The organism is Streptomyces sp. NBC_01808 (assembly GCF_035917395.1).
Taxonomy (GTDB): domain Bacteria; phylum Actinomycetota; class Actinomycetes; order Streptomycetales; family Streptomycetaceae; genus Streptomyces.
In genome coordinates, this window is the sequence record NZ_CP109072.1 from 5,793,632 (window position 1) to 5,812,740 (window position 19,109).

The 19,109-nt window shown below is 72.4% G+C and carries 18 protein-coding genes and 2 tRNA genes; 10 read left to right on the top strand and 10 right to left on the bottom strand.

The window, feature by feature from the left end:
* Window positions 1–7: 7 nt before the first annotated feature.
* Together OG946_RS25725 and OG946_RS25730 are read left to right on the top strand one after the other, a co-directional pair.
* Window positions 8–331 carry a WhiB family transcriptional regulator gene (locus tag OG946_RS25725; protein ID WP_276314995.1) on the top strand — a complete coding sequence of 108 codons (324 nt, stop codon included), beginning with the start codon at window positions 8–10 and terminating at the stop codon, window positions 329–331.
* Entirely contained in the window at window positions 328–639 is a 312-nt protein-coding gene (locus OG946_RS25730; RefSeq protein ID WP_164716094.1) for a hypothetical protein, read from the top strand. Before OG946_RS25725 ends, OG946_RS25730 begins: the two co-directional genes overlap by 4 nt.
* A gap of 72 nt (window positions 640–711) precedes the next feature.
* On the opposite strand, the gene OG946_RS25735 is transcribed toward OG946_RS25730, so the two are convergent.
* Both OG946_RS25735 and OG946_RS25740 read right to left on the bottom strand, forming a co-directional pair.
* Window positions 712–2,112 (bottom strand): ABC1 kinase family protein, encoded by a 1,401-nt coding sequence (locus tag OG946_RS25735; RefSeq protein WP_326798371.1) that lies wholly within the window; start codon window positions 2,110–2,112, stop codon window positions 712–714.
* The gene (locus OG946_RS25740) at window positions 2,105–3,478 is read right to left on the bottom strand and encodes a ThiF family adenylyltransferase (protein ID WP_326798372.1); all 1,374 of its coding nucleotides are present in this window, start codon (window positions 3,476–3,478) and stop codon (window positions 2,105–2,107) included. The genes OG946_RS25735 and OG946_RS25740 overlap by 8 nt, the downstream gene beginning before the upstream one ends.
* Before the next feature lie 169 nt (window positions 3,479–3,647).
* Between OG946_RS25740 and OG946_RS25745 the strand changes: the two genes are divergently transcribed.
* A complete protein-coding gene (locus OG946_RS25745; RefSeq protein WP_326798373.1) occupies window positions 3,648–4,232 on the top strand; it encodes a M48 metallopeptidase family protein in 585 nt (194 codons plus the stop codon).
* Window positions 4,233–4,287: 55 nt separating this feature from the next.
* On the opposite strand, the gene OG946_RS25750 is transcribed toward OG946_RS25745, so the two are convergent.
* Both OG946_RS25750 and OG946_RS25755 read right to left on the bottom strand, forming a co-directional pair.
* On the bottom strand, window positions 4,288–4,818 hold the full coding sequence (locus tag OG946_RS25750; protein WP_326798374.1) for an NUDIX hydrolase: 531 nt from the start codon (window positions 4,816–4,818) through the stop codon (window positions 4,288–4,290).
* The gene (locus OG946_RS25755) at window positions 4,815–6,341 is read right to left on the bottom strand and encodes a zinc-dependent metalloprotease (protein ID WP_326798375.1); all 1,527 of its coding nucleotides are present in this window, start codon (window positions 6,339–6,341) and stop codon (window positions 4,815–4,817) included. Before OG946_RS25755 ends, OG946_RS25750 begins: the two co-directional genes overlap by 4 nt.
* Window positions 6,342–6,516: 175 nt before the next feature.
* Here OG946_RS25755 and OG946_RS25760 point away from each other — a divergent pair, with 175 nt between their 5' ends.
* From OG946_RS25760 to OG946_RS25770, 3 genes are all read left to right on the top strand, one after another.
* Window positions 6,517–7,662: an SDR family oxidoreductase gene (locus OG946_RS25760; RefSeq protein WP_326798376.1), complete on the top strand. Its 1,146-nt coding sequence runs from the start codon at window positions 6,517–6,519 to the stop codon at window positions 7,660–7,662.
* Window positions 7,663–7,777: 115 nt separating this feature from the next.
* Window positions 7,778–8,257 carry a molybdenum cofactor biosynthesis protein MoaE gene (locus OG946_RS25765; protein WP_326798377.1) on the top strand — a complete coding sequence of 160 codons (480 nt, stop codon included), beginning with the start codon at window positions 7,778–7,780 and terminating at the stop codon, window positions 8,255–8,257.
* A gap of 270 nt (window positions 8,258–8,527) precedes the next feature.
* Window positions 8,528–9,622, top strand: a complete 1,095-nt coding sequence (locus OG946_RS25770) for a YlbL family protein (RefSeq protein ID WP_326798378.1) — start codon at window positions 8,528–8,530, stop codon at window positions 9,620–9,622.
* 75 nt (window positions 9,623–9,697) lie between these two features.
* On the opposite strand, the gene OG946_RS25775 is transcribed toward OG946_RS25770, so the two are convergent.
* Window positions 9,698–10,297, bottom strand: coding sequence for a PPA1309 family protein (locus OG946_RS25775; protein ID WP_326798379.1), 600 nt, complete (start codon window positions 10,295–10,297; stop codon window positions 9,698–9,700).
* A gap of 147 nt (window positions 10,298–10,444) precedes the next feature.
* On the opposite strand from OG946_RS25775, the gene OG946_RS25780 reads away from it, so the two are divergent.
* From OG946_RS25780 to OG946_RS25790, 3 genes are all read left to right on the top strand, one after another.
* Window positions 10,445–13,411 carry a UPF0182 family membrane protein gene (locus tag OG946_RS25780; protein ID WP_326800369.1) on the top strand — a complete coding sequence of 989 codons (2,967 nt, stop codon included), beginning with the start codon at window positions 10,445–10,447 and terminating at the stop codon, window positions 13,409–13,411.
* Between the two features lie 100 nt (window positions 13,412–13,511).
* Window positions 13,512–13,585: transfer RNA gene (locus OG946_RS25785), tRNA-Met, on the top strand.
* 377 nt (window positions 13,586–13,962) lie between these two features.
* Window positions 13,963–15,771: a tetratricopeptide repeat protein gene (locus OG946_RS25790; protein WP_326798380.1), complete on the top strand. Its 1,809-nt coding sequence runs from the start codon at window positions 13,963–13,965 to the stop codon at window positions 15,769–15,771.
* A gap of 104 nt (window positions 15,772–15,875) precedes the next feature.
* Here OG946_RS25790 and OG946_RS25795 read toward each other — a convergent pair.
* The 4 genes from OG946_RS25795 to hisN all read right to left on the bottom strand — a co-directional run bounded on the left by OG946_RS25795 (window position 15,876) and on the right by hisN (window position 18,034).
* Window positions 15,876–15,952: transfer RNA gene (locus OG946_RS25795), tRNA-Met, on the bottom strand.
* A 46-nt stretch (window positions 15,953–15,998) separates the two neighbouring features.
* Complete coding sequence (locus OG946_RS25800; protein ID WP_326798381.1) at window positions 15,999–16,421, bottom strand: Fur family transcriptional regulator; 423 nt, start codon at window positions 16,419–16,421, stop codon at window positions 15,999–16,001.
* 221 nt (window positions 16,422–16,642) lie between these two features.
* Complete coding sequence (locus OG946_RS25805) at window positions 16,643–17,053, bottom strand: CBS domain-containing protein (protein WP_101421693.1); 411 nt, start codon at window positions 17,051–17,053, stop codon at window positions 16,643–16,645.
* Between the two features lie 186 nt (window positions 17,054–17,239).
* Complete coding sequence (hisN, locus tag OG946_RS25810) at window positions 17,240–18,034, bottom strand: histidinol-phosphatase (protein ID WP_047017945.1); 795 nt, start codon at window positions 18,032–18,034, stop codon at window positions 17,240–17,242.
* A gap of 214 nt (window positions 18,035–18,248) precedes the next feature.
* On the opposite strand from hisN, the gene OG946_RS25815 reads away from it, so the two are divergent.
* Window positions 18,249–18,806, top strand: a complete 558-nt coding sequence (locus tag OG946_RS25815) for a TetR family transcriptional regulator (RefSeq protein ID WP_442814643.1) — start codon at window positions 18,249–18,251, stop codon at window positions 18,804–18,806.
* Here OG946_RS25815 and OG946_RS25820 read toward each other — a convergent pair.
* A complete protein-coding gene (locus tag OG946_RS25820; RefSeq protein WP_326798383.1) occupies window positions 18,772–19,095 on the bottom strand; it encodes a DMT family transporter in 324 nt (107 codons plus the stop codon). The two genes, OG946_RS25815 and OG946_RS25820, sit on opposite strands and share 35 nt — an antisense overlap.
* Between the last annotated feature and the right edge of the window lie 14 nt (window positions 19,096–19,109).

Sequence of the window (19,109 nt, forward strand, 5' to 3'; positions counted from 1 at the left end):
CGACCCCGTGCCCGGCACCACCGACCTGGAGGTCCCCTTGACTACCCAGCTCACCGCTCTCACCGAGCTCGACGAGCGAATCGACGCGCTCGGCGACCTCGTGCCCTGCCGGAGCTACGACCCCGAAGTGTTCTTCGCGGAGACTCCGGCGGACGTCGAGTACGCCAAGTCCCTCTGCCAGACCTGTCCCGTCCGTGAGGCCTGCCTCGCGGGTGCGAAGGAGCGCCGCGAGCCCTGGGGTGTCTGGGGCGGCGAACTGTTCGTCCAGGGCGTAGTGGTGCCGCGCAAGCGGCCGCGTGGGCGTCCGCGGAAGAACCCGGTCGTGGCATGAACGCCCACGGCACGATCGACCGTCCACGCGCACACGCACCGGCAGAGCAGGAAACGACGATGAGCCCGTCCACCGACTACCCCGCAGCACGTCACGAAGCAGGCGCCTACGACGAGCGCCAGAACAGGAACCTTCAGATGCAACTCATGCCAGAAGCCCTTGCCAGGGCTCAGTATCGGGACCGAGTGGAGGCCGCCGAGCAGGAACGCAGGGCCCTGCGCCTGATAGCCGCCCGGCGGATGCAGCGACGGGCCGAGCGCGCGCACATGCGCGCCCGGCGCGCGCTGGCCATGGCCGTCATGCAGTAACGGCCGCGGGCCGGGCCCGCGCCGCGGCCGGCCGGCGGCGACCACGGCTCCGGCCGCCGGCGGCCGGCCCGGTCAGGCGGTCGCCGTCGCCGGGTCCTCCGTGGCCGAACCCTCGTGGGGGTCGTCCTCCGGACGGCCCCCTTCGGCGTACTCGGCGAAGCCCGGCAGCCACTCCGCCAGCTCCTCGCGCATCCGCACCTGCGCACCGAGCTGGCAGAGCACCCCGATGGTGCTGAGCGTCACCCGGTGTATCAGCAGATACGACGGCGGCAGGTTGAGCTGCCGGCCCAACTGGTGTGCGGGGTTGCGGGGATCGGCGATCCGCGCCGCCTGCGTCCGCATCCACTCCCGGCTGAAGGCGAACTCCGCCACCGCCGCCGGCTCGATGATCGGCAGCAGATAGTCGATCACCGCCTCCGGGTCCAGCTCGACGTCCGGCTTCACGAACCCCTGCTCGCGCAGCAGCTCGTAGACCTCGTCCGCCTCGCCTTCGAGCGTCATCCCGAGCGCGATGCCGATCTCCTCCGGCAGTCCGCCCGGCAGCCGGTCGACCGTGCCGAAGTCCATCACCCCGAGCCGCCACTCCTCCGGCTCGCCCTCCTTCACCAGCCGGAAGTTGCCCGGGTGCGGATCGGCGTGCAGCAGGCCCGTGCGCGCCGTACCGGCGAAGAGGAACCGCGCCAGCAACTGGCCCACCCGGTCCCGCTCCTCCCGCGAACCGTTCGCTATCAGCTCCGAGACCGGCACCCCGTCCAGCCACTCGGTGACCAGCACCTGGTCCGCCTGGTGCACCACATCCGGCACCAGCACATCCGGGTCGCCCGCGAACTCCTCCGCGTACACGCTCTGGGCCCGGGCCTCCAGCCCGTAGTCCAGCTCTTCCGACACCCGGTCCCGCAGCTCCTGGATCAGCGGCTTGATGTCCAGCCCCGGCACCAGCGGCCCCAACAACCGGGCGAAGCGGCCCAACTGCGCCAGGTCGGACAGCAACGCCTTGCCCGCGCCCGGGTACTGCACCTTGACCGCCACCTCGCGGCCGTCGTGCCACACCGCCCGGTGCACCTGCCCGATCGACGCCGCCGCCGCGGGCGTGTCCTCGAACTCCAGGAAGAGGTCGCGCCACTCCGGGCCCAGCCGCTCCGCCAGCGCACCGTGCACCGTGCGCACCGGCATCGGCGGCGCCGCCTCCTGCAGCTTGGTCAGGGCCGCCCGATACGGCCCCGCGATCTCCTCCGGCAGGGCGGACTCGAAGACGGACAGCGCCTGCCCGAACTTCATCGCCCCGCCCTTCAGCTCGCCCAGCGTCTTGAACAACTGCTCGGCGGTGCGCTGCTGGAGCTCCCGGGCGACAAGCTCCGCCGGCCGGCCGCCGAGCCGCTTGCCGAGCCCCCAGGTGGCGCGCCCGGCGAAGCCCACAGGCAGCGAGGCCAGCCTGGCCGTACGCGTGATCGCCTTGCGCGGAAGGTCAGACATGGGCCACTCCCGTATCCCGGTCAGCGGCTGCCGCCGCACCGCACCCGCACCTCGGGTGTGGATCGAGCTCCGTCAACTCCCAGGCCAGGCCCGGCAGCGCGAACTCCAGCCGGGCCCCTGTACAGACCGGCAGCCGCCCGTCGAGAAAAGTCAGCGCGTGGGCCGCCGTCAGCCCTGCCACCATTGTCGCCAACGCCACATCGCACGCGGCGACCCCCTCCCGATCACCTCCGGCCCGCCACTGGGCGAGCATCTGCGGCCACTCCGGCTCCCGCTCCGTCCGGGCCGCCGCGAGGCAGCCCGCGCACGCCGAACCACCCGGCAGCACGAGCGGTCCCACCACCCCCGTGCCCTCCAGCACCCCCGCGTACACGTACGGAATGCCCGCTTCGCGGTACTGCCGCGCGGCCTCCGGATCCGGCGCGTACGCCGCCAGCCCGTCCCGCGGCGCCAGCACCACGAGCGACACCGCGCCGCCCGGGCGCCCGCCCCGCGCCGCCGGCCACGGCCCGGCCCGCCGCACGGCGCCCAGGGCCGCGTCACCGCGCCGCCGGCCGACGTCCCCCGCGCCCACACCGCCGGGCGCCACGTCCCACGGCTCGACGCAGCCGCCGTCGACCACCTCCACCCCGCCGACGCCCGCGGCGGCGAGCAGCGCCGCCACCGAAGCCCCCACCCGCCCGGCACCGCGCACCACCACCCGCAGCCCTCGCCGCGCCCCCAGCCGCGCCACCGCGGCCCCGGGCTCGGGGTGCACGACGGACAGCGAAGCCTGGTCCGCCCGCAGCCGCGCCGGTATCACCCCACCCCGCCCCCGGCCTTCAGACGGCGCCGCCGTCGTCCGGCCCGCCGGCGAAGCGGACGACGGCGGGCCGGACGGCGGCAGTCCGGACGACGGCGGCCGGGCCCGTCGCAGGACGACCGCCGGGCCGGACGCCGGCGGGTCGGTCCGTGACGGATCGGCCGGAGGCAGCGGGGGCCGCGGCGGGTCGGCCGCAGGTGCGGCGTGCGCCGCCGGAGGACCCGCGTGCGGGGAACGGTGGACGTGACGTGGACGGTCCGTGGAGGTCGGGTGGCCGTCCCGGGGAGTTCCCGTGCCGTTCGGCGGGGGCGGCCCGTCGTCGATCAGCCCGGCCCGCGTCAATCGGGCCACCAGCGTGTCCACCGACCGGGGGGAGAGGCCGAACCTGTGCGCCTCGCGGCGCAGCGCGTCCAGTCCGCGCGTGCCGTCCAGCCGGCGCAGGAACAGCCCCGTCGCCGAGTCGACCGGATGGATCGACACCGCATGTGCCCTGGTCACGCCCATCTGCATGGTGTGCCTGCCGCGCCAGCTCCGCCGCAGCGCCGGCTTGATCATCGGATGCATCGCGCCCCCCTCGTTCCTCCGTCACTCTGCCAGCCGCCCGCCCCACTGCGTCATGAGTTATCCACAGGTGCCGGAAAAAGTATTACGAATTGGCCGCGACCTCTGCGGCGGCGCCGCACCCCTGCTCCTGGCCGGGACTTTCTTCACCCTGACCAGGTAACGTCATGCCGTGCCCGCTGACCCAGAGCACATCCCGGGACGGCCGAAACCGTCGAGAGCGGTCGAGGTCAGACGCAGCACGCGCAGGCGCAGGACCGTTTCCGCATATCGCGAGGGCGACCGCACCGTCGTGCTGATCCCCGCCCGCATGAGCGAGGCGGAGGAGCAGCGCTGGGTCACGGTCATGCTCGACAAGCTGCAGGCCCAGGAGAACCGGCGGATGCCCGGCGACGCCGAGCTGGCCGACCGGGCCCAGCGGCTGTCCGCGCAGTACCTCGACGGCCGGGCCCGGCCCAGCAGCGTGCGCTGGGTCACCAACCAGAACACCCGCTGGGGCTCCTGCACCCCCGCCGAGGGCACGATCCGCCTCTCGCACCGGCTGAAGGGCATGCCCGAGTACGTCATCGACTACGTGCTGATCCACGAGCTGGCCCACCTGCTCGTGCCCGGCCACGGCCCCCGCTTCTGGGACCTCGTCGGCGCCTACCCCCGCACCGAGCGGGCCCGCGGCTACCTGGAGGGCGTCGTCGCGGGCGAGAGCCTGCCGTTCATCCCGCGCCCCACACCGACCACCCCGCCACCGGCCAGGGACTAGCGGGCCCGGCCCTCAGGCCCGCCGCTACCAGGACCTCCGCTCTCAGGTCCCGCCCTCAGGCCAGTCGCGCCCGGGTGCGTTCCATCAGCAGCGCCACCGACTCGTCGGCGACACCGGCCACCTCGTCGTACCCGTACCAGCGAAGATCCAGCGACTCCTCGCTGATCGCCGGTACGGCCCCCTCGGGGGCCAGCGCCGCGTACTGCACGTCCAGGTGCCAGGCGCACGGCGTGTGGTGCCGGTCGAGGCCCACGGGACCGCCGGGCAGCAGCGTGAGGCCCGCTACGCCCGACTCCTCGTGCGCCTCCCGCAGCGCCGCCGCGGCCAGCGTCGCGTCCTCCGGCTCGCAGTGGCCGCCCGTCTGCAGCCACATGTTCAACTTGCGGTGGAGCGTCAGCAGCACCCGCTCACGCGCCACGTCGACGATCAGCGCGCTGGCCGTCACATGCCCGTCCGCGCACGGCTTCCACATCCCGTCGGGATGCCCCGCCAGAAACTCCAGGTACGTGAGGCGGAGCGCGTCCTGACCGCCGTCAGGCGCGCTCCATTCCTTCAGTACGCGCTCGGCGTCGTTCTGCAGCGTCACTTGTCCGCGTCGCCCTTGCCGTCGCCCCTGCCGCCGTCCTGCCCGTCCTGGCCGCCCTTCTCGTCCGGCGTGTCCTTCCCGCCGGAGTCGCCGGAGTCGCCGGATTCGGCGTCGGCACCCGAGCCCAGCAGCTTCTCCAGCTCCGAGAAGTCCGCCTGCTCGCTGTGCACGAACCCGTCCGGGTCGTCCAGGTCGCCCGCCGTCGGCAGCATGTCGGGGTGCGCCCACAGGGCGTCCCGCCCGTCGACCCCGCGCGCGTCCGCCAGGGACGCCCACAGCCGCGAGGCGTCCCGCAGCCGCCGCGGCCGCAGCTCCAGCCCGATGAGCGTCGCGAACGTCTGCTCCGCAGGACCGCCCGTGGCGCGCCTGCGGCGCAGCGCCTCGCGCAGCGAGTTCAGCGACGGGGCGTCCAGGTGCGGCTCCGCGGCCGCGTGCACGACCGCGTCCACCCAGCCCTCGACCAGCGCGAGCGCCGTCTCCAGCCGGGCCAGCGCCGCCTTCTGCTCCGGGGTGTCCTCCGGCTGGAACATGCCCTGCTGCAGCGCCTCCTGCAACTGCTCGGGTCGCTCGATGTCGACCTGGCCGACCAGGTCCTCCAGCTTCGACGTGTCGACCTTGATGCCCCGCGCGTAGCCCTCGACGGCGCCGAACAGGTGCGAGCGCAGCCACGGCACGTGCGCGAAGAGCCGCTGGTGCGCCGCCTCGCGCAGCGCCAGGTACAGCCGGACCTCGTCCTGCGGTACGCCCAGGCCCTCGCTGAACCGCTTGATGTTCACCGGCAGCAGCGCCGCCTTGCCCGCGGGCCCGAGCGGCAGCCCGATGTCGGTGGAGCCGACGACCTCGCCGGCCAGCACCCCCACCGCGTGTCCGATCTGGGTGCCGAACATGGCTCCACCCATCGAGCGCATCATGCCGATGAGCGGGCCGGCCATGGCCTGCATCTCCTCCGGCAGCACACCGCCCATCGCGGCGCCCACGCGCTCGGCGACCGGGTCGACCAGCTCCTTCCACACCGGAAGCGTCGCCTCGACCCACTCCGCGCGGCTCCAGGCCAGCGCGGCGCCCGAGCCGGAGGGCAGCGACGTGGCGCCGTCCAGCCACAGGTCGGCGAGGCGTACGGACTCCTCGACCGCCTTGCGCTCGGCGTCCCCGACGCTGACGTCCTTGGACTCTCCCCCAGAGCCTCCCGCCTGGGAGGTACCCCCAGCTGTGCCCTGGGCGACGGTCTGCCTGGCGATGTCCTTGGCCATGTCCCAGTTGACCGGCCCGCCCTCGTAGCTCAGCATCTGGCCGAGCTGCTGGAAGGCCGCGCCCAGGTCCTGCGGGCCCATGGCGCCGCCCTGGCCGCCGAGGGAGCCGAAAATGGCCGCGAACGGGTTCTGCGGGTCGCTTCCGGCGCCCCCGAAGCCGAACGGGTCCCGGCTGCTCCGGTCGCCGTCCCCCTTGCGGGCACCCTTGTCGTCGCCCTCGCCGTCGTCGTCCGGCTCCTTCGGGGGGCCGAATCCGAATGGGGTGTCACTCACGGTTTCCTCGGCTCGTCGGGCCGCCTGCACCGGGCCGGCGGCGTACGCCCTCCACTACCTCCACCCTATGCCGCTTCGTATGCCTGCACGATGTCCTGGCGCCCGCCGCCCACGCTGTGGGTGCGGCTGGGGCAGGATGGATGGAACTACTGCACACAACCACTGGAGCCGCTCGGTGAGTTCCCCGGAACCGAACGTTCGCGCAGCGCGAAAGGCCGCCGAAGGGGGCGCGGCCGACGAGCCCGCCCAGGGCACGTGGCGCCCCGTCGTCGCCGTCACCGGCGCGGCGGCCGGCATCGGCGCCCTGCTCACGGAGCGGCTGGCGGCCTCGGACGAGGTCAAGCAGGTCGTCGCCATCGACGAGCGGCGCGGCGAGCTGCCCGAGGCCCACTGGCACGTGCTGGACGTGCGGGACCCCGCGATCGCCGACAAGCTGCGCGGCACGGACGTCGTCGTCCACCTCGCCCTCGACCTGGACCTGGAGACCGACGCCACGGCCCGCACGGCGTACAACGTACGTGGTACGCAGACGGTGCTCACCGCCGCCGCCGCGGCCGGCGTGCGCCGGGTCGTCCTGTGCACCTCCGCCATGGTCTACGGGGCGCTGCCCGACAACCCCGTCCCGCTCGCCGAGGACGCCGAGCTGCGCGCCACCGAGGAGGCCACCGGCGTCGGCGACCTGCTGGAGATGGAGCGCCTGGGCCGCCGTGCGCCCCGCGCGCACCCCGGGCTCAATGTCACGGTCGTACGCCCGGCCGCCGTCGTCGGCGGCGTCGACACCCCGCTGACCAGGTACTTCGAGTCGCCCAGGCTGCTGGTCGTCAAGGGCACCCGGCCGTGCTGGCAGTTCTGCCACATCGACGATCTGGCCGCCGCGCTGGAGTTCGCGGCGCTGGAGAAGGCGGAAGGGGAGCTGGCGGTCGGCTGCGACGGCTGGCTGGAGCAGGAGGAGGTCGAGGAGCTGACCGGCATCCGGCGCATGGAGCTGCCGTCGGCCGTCGCGCTCGGCGCCGCCTCCCGGCTGCACCGCCTCGGGCTCACCCCGTCGCCGGCCGGTGACCTGGCGTACACGATGTACCCGTGGGTCGTCAGCGGGAGCCGGCTGCACGACGCGGGCTGGCGCCCGCAGCACACCAACGAGGAGGTCCTCGCCGAGCTGCTGGCGGAGGTCTCCGGCCGGCACACCGTCGCGGGCCGCCGGCTGGGCCGCAAGGACGCCGCCGCGGCGGGCGCCGCGGGGGCGGCCGGGGCGACGGTCGCGCTGCTGGGCACGGCCGCGGTCGTGCGCCGGGTGCGCAAGGCGCGGCGCGGCAAGATCTGAGCCGGCGCAGCGGCGGAGCGTCGCGTACGGACCGCGCCCCGGCCCGTATGCGCGGCGCCCCCGGCCGCCCGCCGCGCGGGGGCGCGTCGCCGCTCCCGTGCGGCAGGATGGACGGATGGCAGACATCCCGCAGCACCCGGGCGAGCAGGCCGCCGCGGACCCCGTACGGCTCGTCGCGATCCGTGAGCAGCCGCTGTCGCTCGACGAGGTCTTCGCCGCCGTGGGCGACCCCGCCGCGGGCGGCACGGCGCTCTTCGTCGGCACGGTCCGCGACCACGACCGGCAGGCGGCGTCCGAGCGCGTCCAGGACGTGACCGCGCTGGGGTACTCGTCCCATCCCACCGCCGAGGCCGAGATGCGCCGGATCGCGGAGAAGGTCGCGGCCGACTATCCGGTACGGGCGCTGGCCGCCGTCCACCGCGTGGGGGAACTGGCCGTGGGAGATCTCGCCGTCGTCGTCGCCGTCTCCTGCCCGCACCGCGCGGAGGCGTTCGACGCCTGCCGCCGCCTGGTCGACACCCTCAAGCGCGACGTTCCCATCTGGAAACACCAGAAGTTCACCGACGGGACGGAGGAATGGGTAGGCGCTGGCTGAGGTTGTCGAGTTGCGTAACTTCCGGGCCCGCGTGAGCGTTGGCTTATCGGAAAGACCTCACGTCAGCTAGGAGCACGGGATGGCAGCGATAGCCTGGTTGGTCATACCCCTCGCGTCAGCCGGGGGAGCCGCGATATGGGCAAGCTGGGCGACGCGCACCCGCAAGGTGGGCGACAGCACGGAGCTCGCGGGGTACGCCCGCTTCCGGGAAGCCATGGAGCGTAGCCACTCCCGTTCCGGGGCCGCTTGAGCGTCCCGTACTGTCGTTCTATGCCACGCCGCACGGCGACGCTGCTCGCCTCCACCGTGACGCTGCTCGCCATCCTCGTCGCCGGGGTCTTCATCCCCGTGCCGTACGCAGAGATGTCGCCCGGGCCCACGGTGAACACCCTTGGGGACCACGACGGCGAGCCCGTCCTGCAGATAGAGGACCGCAAGACGTTTCCGACGAGCGGCAACCTCAACATGACGACGGTCCGCGTCACCGGCGCCGACTACAAGATGAACCTCGTCGAGGCGGTCTACGGCTGGCTCTCGCCCGACGACGCGGTGGTGCCGCACGAGTCGCTGTACCCGGACGACAGCACCGCCGAGGAAGTCGACCAGCAGAACGCCGAGCAGTTCACCGCCTCGCAGGAGAGCGCCAAGGTCGCCGCGCTCGAGGAGTTGGGCATCCCCTTCACCACGCGCGTGATCGTGGCCTCCGTGGTCGCCGGCGGTGCCGCGCAGGGCACGCTGCACGCCGGTGACGTGATCAAGGCCGTCGACGGCGAGCCCGTCAACGGGCCCGGCGATGTGGTCAAACTGGTCACCAGCCGCAAGCCGGGGGAGAAGGTCACGTTCCGCATCGTCCCCGCGGACAAGGCGGAGAAGGCCGAGAAGAACGGCGAGGACCCCCGCAAACTGCCGGGCGAGGAGATCACCGTCACCACCAAGGAGTCCGACCAGGAGCCCGGTAAGGCCATGGTGGGCATCACGGCGGGCACCGCGCACACCTTCCCGTTCGAGATCGACATCAAGCTCGCCGACGTCGGCGGCCCCAGCGCGGGGCTGATGTTCGCGCTCGGCATCGTCGACAAGCTCACCAAGGGCGACCTCACGGGCGGCGAGTTCGTCGCCGGCACCGGCACGATCGACACCGAGAGCCGGGTCGGGCCGATCGGCGGCATCCACATGAAGACCGTCGGCGCCCGCGACCAGGGCGCGAAGTTCTTCCTTACGCCCGCGGCGAACTGCGCCACGGCTGCGCGGGACGTCCCCGACGGGCTCACGCTCATCGAGGTGCGGACGATGTCCGACGCGATGGACGCGCTGAAGGACATCCGCGACGGCAATCTGGACCAGCTCGACGAGTGCAAGGAGTAGTTGGGCGCGTACGGAGCGCACGGAACGTGCAACAGCCGGCCCCCCCGGAGGAGGCGGCCGGCCGTTACGGCGGGGTCAGTCGAACGTCGCCGCCAGCGCCTGGGCGAGCCCCGGTACCAGATCCGGCCCCGTAAGCACCTCCGTGGGCGCGTCCTTGGAGCGCAGCCGCACCGCGGCCTCCCGGCTGCCGTTGCGCAGCACGCCGACCGTCATCCGGACCTCCTCGCGCCGCGGATGCCCGGCGACCCAGGCGGCGAGCCCCGCCTCGTCGAGGTCGTCCGGCACTTCGGCCTCAGCCGCCGGCGGGAGCATCAGCCGCTCGACCGTCAGCGCGCAGCCACCGACCGCGTCGGGCCAGGCGATGGTGCCGAGGAACTCGTCGAGCGGCTGCCCTGCGGGCAGTTCCTGCTGCTCGATCGGCGTGTACGAGACCTGCGCTGCCGGCCCCGCCGCGGGCTCGGCAGCGGGGCTGCCGCCCGCGCCCTGACCTGCGTCGAGGTTCAGCCGCTGGGCGAGGTCCGGCTCCTGCGCGCGCAGCCGCGCGGTGTCGACGAGGGCGAAGAGCCGGGGCGGCCGGTCCCAGCCGAAACCGGCCGCGTACTCGTCAAGCTCCAGGACCGCGCGAGTCAGCGGGTCGGCTGCCAGGGGTGGACCGCCGGTGGGAGAGTTGGACATGGTCGCAATCCTGCCTCATCGGTCTCTGCCACCCCCCGGCGGGAACTGAGTAAAGCTTTAGTAAGTTGCCACATTGGGCCCCTGTGCCGCGGGGGCCGTATGACATGACGTTCACGTCTCGATCGAGGTGCCACCTTGGCTTTCCAGATGCCGGACCGCGGCGGGGGCCCCACCGGGCCACGGATCAGTGTGGGCAGGCCGTCCCGGCGAGTGCGAACACTGCTGATGACCCTGGGTGCGCTTGCCATCCTGGGGATCATCTTCGTCATGTTCGCCGGCTTCTGGACGGACTGGCTCTGGTATCGCTCCGTCGGTTATTCGTCGGTCTTCACCACCCGGTTGTGGACCAAGGTGGGGCTGTTCTTCGTCTTCGGCCTGCTGATGGCGTTCGCCGTGGGCTTCAACATCTGGCTGGCCCACCGGCTCAGGCCGCCGCTCAGCGCGATGTCTCTGGAGCAGGAGAGCCTCGACCGTTACCGGATGAACCTGGCGCCCTACAAGAAGTGGGTGCTGCTCGGCATCGCCACGCTGGTGGGCCTGATCGCCGGCGCCTCCGCGACCGGGCAGTGGCGCACCTGGCTGCTGTGGGTCAACGGCCAGTCGTTCGGCGAGAAGGACCCCCAGTTCCACAAGGACATCTCCTTCTTCGCTTTCGATCTTCCGTGGTACCGCTTCCTGCTCGGCTTCGGTTTCGCCGCGATCGTGCTCTGCACGATCGCCGCCGCGCTGACGCACTACCTGTACGGCGGCCTGCGTATCTCCAGCCCCGGCGCGCGGGCCACCTCCGCCGCGACCGGTCATCTCGCCGTGCTGCTGGGCACCTTCGTGGCGCTCAAGGCGGTGGCGTACTGGTTCGACCGCTACAGCCTGGCGACCAAGACCAGCGGCCTGAAGACCACCGACGGCTGGACCGGTCTGCGCTACGTCGACGCGAACGCCTACCTGCCGGCGAAAACGATCCTCTTCGTCATCGCGATCATCTGCGCGGTGCTGTTCTTCGCGACGTTGTGGCGGCGTACGTGGCAACTGCCGCTCATCGGCCTCGGCCTCATGGTCCTCTCGGCGATCCTGATCGGCGGGCTGTACCCGGCGATCGTGCAGAAGTTCCAGGTGCAGCCGAACGAGCAGGCCAAGGAGACGCCGTTCATCAAGAAGAACATCGACGCGACGCGCAAGGCGTACGACATCGACGGTTCCCAGGTGACGGAGTACTCGGGCCAGGCGCCCAAGGACACCACCAACGAGCAGTTGCGCAGCGCCGTCGACAGCACGGCGAGCGTCCGGCTGCTCGACCCGAGCGTGGTCTCGCCGACGTACCAGCAGCAACAGCAGGTCCGCGGTTACTACCAGTTCCCGGGCACCCTGGACGTCGACCGGTACGAGGACCAGGACGGCAACTCGCAGGACACCGTCGTCGGTCTGCGTGAGATCAACGTGAACGGCATCCCGGAGAAGGGCTGGATCAACAGCCACTTCCGGTACACGCACGGTTACGGCGTCGTCGCGGCCAAGGGCACCGAGGTCACCGAGGACGGCGACCCGGCGTACACGGAGAAGAACCTGCCGCCCGAGGGCGAGCTCGGCGAGTACGAGCCGCGCATCTACTACGGCGAGCAGACCCGCGACTACTCGATCGTGGGCGGCCCGCAGGACGAGGTCGACTACGCCGACGACTCCGGCGAGAAGACGTACCGCTACAAGGGCGACAGCGGCGTCGACCTCTCCAACCCGATCAACAGGGCCGCGTACGCGCTGACGTTCAGCGAGCCGCAGATCATGTACTCCGGTGCGATCGGCGAGGGCTCGCAGATCATCTACAACCGCACCCCGAAGGAGCGGGTGGAGGCCGTCGCGCCCTGGCTGACGATCGACGGCGACCCGTATCCGGCGGTGGTCGACGGGCGTATCACCTGGATCGTGGACGCCTACACCACCAGCAACGGCTATCCGTACTCGACCAGGACCACCCTGGGCGACACGACGGCCGACTCGCTGACGGACGACCAGCGTTCGGTGATCGCCCAGCAGAACCAGGTCAACTACATCCGCAACTCGGTGAAGGCCACCGTCGACGCCTACGACGGCAGCGTGGACCTCTACGAGTGGGACACCGAGGACCCCGTCCTCAAGACCTGGATGAAGGCGTTCCCCGACACGGTCAAGCCGCGTGCGGAGATCAGCGACGCGCTGATGGACCACCTGCGCTACCCGCAGGACCTCTTCAAGGTCCAGCGCGAGCTGCTGACGCAGTACCACGTCACCAGCCCCAAGCAGTTCTACTCCGGCAGTGAGCAGTGGGAGATCCCGGACGACCCGACCACCAAGGTCGAGAGTTCGGTGCCGCCCTACTACCTCAGTATGAAGATGCCGGATCAGGACTCGCGGTCGTTCTCGCTGACGACCACGTTCACGCCACGCAACCGCAACAACCTGGGCGCGTACATGGCCGTGGGCGCGGACGCGCGCACCGACGACTTCGGTCAGATCAGAATCCTGAAGCTGCCACCCAACAGTCCCGTGCCGGGACCGAAGCTCGTGCAGTCCAGATTCAACTCCAACGCCGCGATCGCCGACCAGATCAACATCCTCCAGAGAGGCGATTCGGAAGTCATCTACGGCAACCTGCTGACGGTGCCGTTGGAGGGCGGACTGATCTACATCGAGCCGGTGTACGTGCAAGGCACCGGCACCGGCTACCCGTTGCTGCGCAAGGTGCTGGTCACGTACGGCGACCAGACGGCCTTCGAGGACACGTTGCCCAAGGCGCTGAACGTCGTCTTCGGGGTGGAGGAAGCGACATCACCCGAGGACACGGGCGAGGAGCCACCACCGGCAGAGGAACCGCCGGCCGGCGGCAGTCTCCAGGACGCCGTGGAGGACGCCCAGAAGGCCTACGAGGACGGTCAGCAGGCGCTCCAGGACCAGGACTGGGAGGCGTACGGCCGGGCCCAGGACGACCTGGAGGAGGCGCTCCAGCGGATCGAGGACGCCGAGCAGCAGGCCGGCGCGAACGGCGACGGAGCCGGTGACGGAGCCGACGACGGCGGCGGCGGTGACGGCGGAGGCGGCAGTGATGCCGGTGATGCCGGTGACGGCGGAGGCGGCGGGGCCTAGGGCGGCCGTGGCCCGCCGGACGTGACGTCCGGCGGGCCACGGGCCGCGAGGACAGGCGGCGTTGGGGCCCCCGGCAGCGTGATAGCCTTACGGCACACGACGCGGGGTGGAGCAGCTCGGTAGCTCGCTGGGCTCATAACCCAGAGGTCGCAGGTTCAAATCCTGTCCCCGCTACGCGAGATCGAGGCCCGGAGTCCATCGGACTCCGGGCCTCGACGTGTTCCTGCCGCATGATCCGTGGGCACCGTGGGGGCGGTGTGGTGGTGGGGGGACGGATGTGTCGTGTGTGTGTTCCCGAGGTCATTGTTTTGGGGGGTGTAGGCGTGACAAGGTTTGATCAGTCGTTGTGTCGGGAAGTCGACAAACCGCTGAAGTGACCTTCCTGGCTGCGGTATACCAGGTGTACGCGGGTTGCAGGTGGTGCGACGATGGACCTCATGGGGGACGAGGCAAGGGTGTTGGACGCCCGTAAGACAGGGGGCACCGGAGGGCAGGAGCGCAAGGCTCCCGCCGCCGGTGAGCCGAGCGCTGCGCGCGGCCAGGATCCGGCCGTGGCGCAGCTCAGCGCGCGGGGCGCCGCCCTGCTGCGCAAGGGGGACCTGGACGGCGCGGAGCCGGTGCTGCGCGCGGCGACCGCCGAGGGCGACCGGGCGGCGGCGAACAACCTGGGCGTGCTGCTCTACCAGCGCGGCCAGGTGCACGAGGCGGCCGGCTGGTGGCGTATCGCCGCGGTCGGCGGCTCGCCCGCCGCCGCGCACGCGCTGGGGCGCTACTACCGGGAGAACGGCGACGAGCCCGGCGCCGAGTACTGGCTGCGTCAGTCCGCCGAGGCCGGGCACGCGCTGGGCGCGTACGCGCTCGCCGACCTGCTGGAGCACCGCAGCGACGTGGGCGCGGAGCGCTGGTTCCGGATCGCCGCGGACAAGGGGCACCGCGAGGCGGCGTACCGCCTCGCGCGCGTCCTGGACACCGGCACCCGGGCCAGGTCCGGCAGCGGCGTCGAGACCGGTACGCGGCTGACGCCCCCGGCGGCGCCGGGCGCGGTGAGCCTCGTCCGCGGCGGGCCCGGGACCGGTGACGACCCGGTCGCCGAGGCCGAGCAGTGGTACCGGCAGGCCGCCGCGCGCGGGCACGTGCGCGCCGCCCTGCACCTCGGCACGCTCCTGGAGGAGCGCGGCGAGTCGCAGGAGGCCGGCCGGTGGTACGTGATCTCCGCGCGGGGCGGCGAGCCGCGCGCGGCCTGCGCGCTGGGCTTCCTGCTGCGCGACGCCGGGGACGACGCCAGCGCGGCCGTGTGGTGGCGCCAGGCGGCCAAGGACGGCGACGGCAACGCGGCGAACGCGCTCGGCGCGCTCTACGCCGACCGCGGCGAGCCGCAGGAGGCGGAGCGGTGGTACCGGGCGGCGCTCGGTGCGGGCGACGTCAACGGCGCATACAACCTGGCGCTGCTGTGCGCCGGGGAGAACCGGGTCGAGCAGGCCGAGCAGTGGTATCGGCAGGCCGCGTACACCGGGCACTGCGAGGCGGCCAACGCGCTGGCCGTGCTGCTGCTGCAGCGCGGCGACGCCGCGGGCGCCGAGCCGTGGTTCTCGAAGGCCGCGGAGGCGGGCAGCGTCGACGCCGCGTTCAACCTCGGGATCATCCACGCGGGCCGGGACGACGAGACGGGCGCGCGGCAGTGGTACGAGCGCGCCGCGTCGGCCGGGCACGTGGAGGCCGCGCTGCAGGTCGGCATCGCGCTGCTGCGCGACGGCGAGGAGAAGGACGCCGAGCACCGGCTGCGGACGGCCGCCGAGGGCGGCAGCCCCGAGGCGGCGTTCCGGCTGGCGGCACTGCTGGACGACCGGCGGCCCGGGCCCGGAGCGGGGCCGGGGCCGGACGCCGCGGGCTCGCGCAGTGCGCGGGCGTGGGGCGGCGCGGGTTCTGCGGGTACGGCCGGCGCGGGCGGCTCGGACGCCGACGCCGCCGAGTGCGAGCGGTGGTACGAGCAGGCCGCGCGGCAGGGGCACCGGCGTGCCCAGGTGCGGCTGGGCATGCGCGCGGCCGCCCGGGGCGACACGGAGGCCGCGGGCCGGTGGTACCGGGCCGCGGCGGAGGCCGGCAGCCGCAACGGCGCGTTCAACCTGGGCCTGCTGCTGGCCCGGGAGGGCAGTGTGCCGGAGGCGGCGATCTGGTGGCGCCGGGCGGCGGAGCACGGCCACGGCCGCGCGGCGCTGCGGCTGGCGCTGCTGGCGGCGCGGCGGGGCGACCTGCCGGAGAGCCAGCACTGGTCGTCGCGCGCGGTGGAGCTGGGCCCCGCGGAGGTCGCCGAGCGCGCCGCCCGGCTGCGGGACGCGCTCGCACAGGAGCTGACCGCCTGAGAGAGCGGGCCGGCGGCACACAGCCGCCGGCCGCTTCCGTGTAGTGTTCGCCCGCGCACAGACAACGACGGAGGCCCGGACCAAGTGGTCCGGGCCTCCGTCAGTGGTAGCGGGGACAGGATTTGAACCTGCGACCTCTGGGTTATGAGCCCAGCGAGCTACCGAGCTGCTCCACCCCGCGTCGGTGAAACCAACACTACCCCTGGCCGATCGACCAGTGCAAATTACTAAGCGCTGCGCTCCGCGCAGTCCGGGCAGATGCCGCGATATGTGACCTCCGCGCCGGAGACCCGGAAGCCGAAGCGCTCGGCCTCGGGCAGCGTCGACAGCAGGTCGCCCTCCGGGCGCACATCCCGGATCGAGCCGCAGCGGCTGCAGACCAGGTGCTGGTGCGCACTGTGGGCGTTCGGGTCGTACCGCTTGGCGCGGCCGTCCGTGCTGACTTCGAGCACTTCGCCGAGGGCGACCAGCTCGCCCAGCGTGTTGTAGACGGTCGCCCGGGAGATCTCCGGGAGCCGGGCGGTGGCACGCGCGAGTACTTCGTCGGCCGTGTAGTGCACGTGGTCGCCGTCCAGGACCTCGGCCACGACTCGCCGCTGTGCGGTGAGCCGGAAGCCGCGGCCGCGCAGTCGCTCCAGGAGGTCGCTCATGCATTCAGGGTAGCAGCGCACCGCTCTATGACCAGAACCCATACGAACTTCATTGGCATCTTGACTTGGACTATGTCTAATGTAAGCTCGCCGACAGACTGCGGCGATCGGTTCCGGGACCGTGCTCCAGGCCCTGCGCGGGCGCGGACCGGTTGCCGTGCACGGACAGAGGGGTCGGGATGCCGGTCGGGCTCCCGGCCCCTCTGACGCGTCCGGGCGCGCTACGCGAGGGCTGTCTCGCGGCGCTCCGGCACCTGCCGCGCGGGGGTCCAGCAGCGGATGATGTCGCGTACGGACACGACGCCCACCGGCTCCGCGTCGTCGAGGACGATCAGATGGCGGAAGCTGCCGTGGGTCATCGCGTCGGCGGCGTCGTCGAGGGTCCAGCCGGGTGCGGCGAAGACGACGTCCGTGGTCGTGTGGTCGTCGGCTTTCTCGGTGTCCGGATCCTGGCCGGCGCCGACGGAGTTGAGGATGTCGCGCTCGGTCAGGATGCCGAGCCCGCTGGTGTCGGGGTCGAGGACGATCGCCGCGCCGACGCGCCGCGCCGACATCAGCCGGGCGGCCTGGCGGAGTGTGTGTGCGGGGCCGATGGTGAGGACCACCGTGCTCATGGCGTCGCGGACGAGCATGGGGTGGAGCCACCTCCTAGACGTGCGAACGGGCCCTTGCGCGACCTGTGAAGGTTTTCACAAGTTCACAAGGTCTGTCATTGCCAGATTGGCACGCTCAGGAGAGGGCAACAAGGGGCGGGAGATGCCCGGCCGCCGTCCCCCGCGCCCCCGGGCGCGGGTTTGACCGGCGGTCCGGACGTGCCGCTACGGGCCGAGGTACTTCAGCAGTTCCTGGTGGAGCAGCCCGTTGGACGCCGCGGCGTTGCCGCTGTGCGGCCCTGGCTCGCCGTCGAGACCGGTGAACGAGCCGCCCGCCTCCGCCACGATCGCCGCGCACGCCGCCATGTCCCACAGCGACAGCTCCGGCTCCGCGCAGATGTCCACCGTCCCCTCGGCGACCATCATGTACGGCCAGAAGTCCCCGTACCCCCGGCTGCGCCAGCAGTCGCGGGTCAGGTGCAGGAAGCCGTCGAGCCGGCCGCGCTCGTCCCAGCCGTGCAGCGAGGAGTACGCGAACGAGGCGTCCTCGATGCGCTGGACGCCCGACACCCGCAGCGGGCTCGCCTTCGCCAGGCTGCGGCCGGTGTACGCGCCCCCGCCCTGCACCGCCCACCACCGGCGGCCGAGGGCCGGCGCCGACACCACGCCGACGACCGGCTGGTTGCCCTCGGGGCCCGGCGCCATCAGCGCGATGAGCGTCGCCCAGACGGGGACGCCGCGCACGTAGTTCTTCGTACCGTCGATGGGGTCGATGATCCAGCGCCGGGGGCCCGTGCCCTCGGTGCCGTACTCCTCGCCCATCACGGCATCGCGTGGCCGGGCGCGGCGCAGTGAGGAGCGGATCAGCTCCTCCGCCGATCTGTCCGCCTCCGACACCGGAGTCAGGTCCGGCTTCGTCTCGACCTTCAGGTCGAGGGCCTTGAACCGCTCCATCGTGGTGGCGTCGGCGGCGTCCGCCAGGACGTGGGCGAGACGCAGATCATCATGAAAACCGGCCATGCAACGAACAGTAACCCCAAAGGTGCACCGCCAACCTTCGCCCGCGCGCGTGGCGGGTCTCCGAGCCCCTCGTACGGACCCTTGACAGCACCTGGCGGTGCGTCAATTCTGAGCGCACGGTCGCCCTCTGGAGGCCAGGATGCCCACAGCGCGAGAGGCACTTCTCGACGCCGCCTTCGCGGCACTCAGGAGCCGGCCCTGGGCGGCGGTGCGGATGGTCGACGTCGCCGCCGCGGCCGGGGTGTCCCGCCAGACCCTCTACAACGAGTTCGGCAGCAAGGAGGGCCTCGCCCAGGCCCTCGTCAGACGCGAGATCGACGGCTATCTCGCGGGCGTGGAACGGACGCTGGCAGGCGCCCGCAGATCCGGCGCCGACGCCGGTGGCCGACTGCTCGCGCTGGTCACCTGGACCCTGCGCGCCGCGCGCGGCAACCCGCTGGTGCGCGCCGCGCTCACCGGCTGCTGGGGCGAGCAACTGCCGACCCCGGCGCGGCGCGCGCCCGCCCGGGGCGGGACGCCGGGCGTACGGCGCCCGGACCCGTCGGTGGAGACGCCTGCCGAGCTGGTCGATGAGGTACGCGACCGGGTACTGCGGGCGCTGGAGGAGCAGTTGCCGGGGACCCTCGGCGAACGCCGCCGGGTCTGCGAGGCGGTGACCCGGCTGACGTTGTCCTACGTGGTCGCGCCCGCGGCCCGGGGCGAGGACGTGGAGCGTACGGTGCGCGGGCTGCTGGCGCTCAGTGCGCCGAGCCGGACAGCTGCAGGCCGATGACGCCGACGATCACCAGCGAAATGGAGATGAGCTTCAGCGTGGAGACCATGTCGCCGAGGAAGGCCATGCCGTAGATCGCGGTGCCCGCGGCACCGATGCCCGTCCACACCGCGTACGCCGGGCCGACGTCGAGCTTCTTCAGCGACAGCGTCAGCAGGCCGAAGCTGCCGAGCGCGAACACGCAGAAGGCAACCGTCGGCCACAGCCGGGTGAAGCCGTGGGAGAGCTTGAGGCAGACGGCGAAGCCGGTTTCGAGGATTCCGGCCACGACGACCAGCAGCCACGCCATCGTGTAGTGCCTCC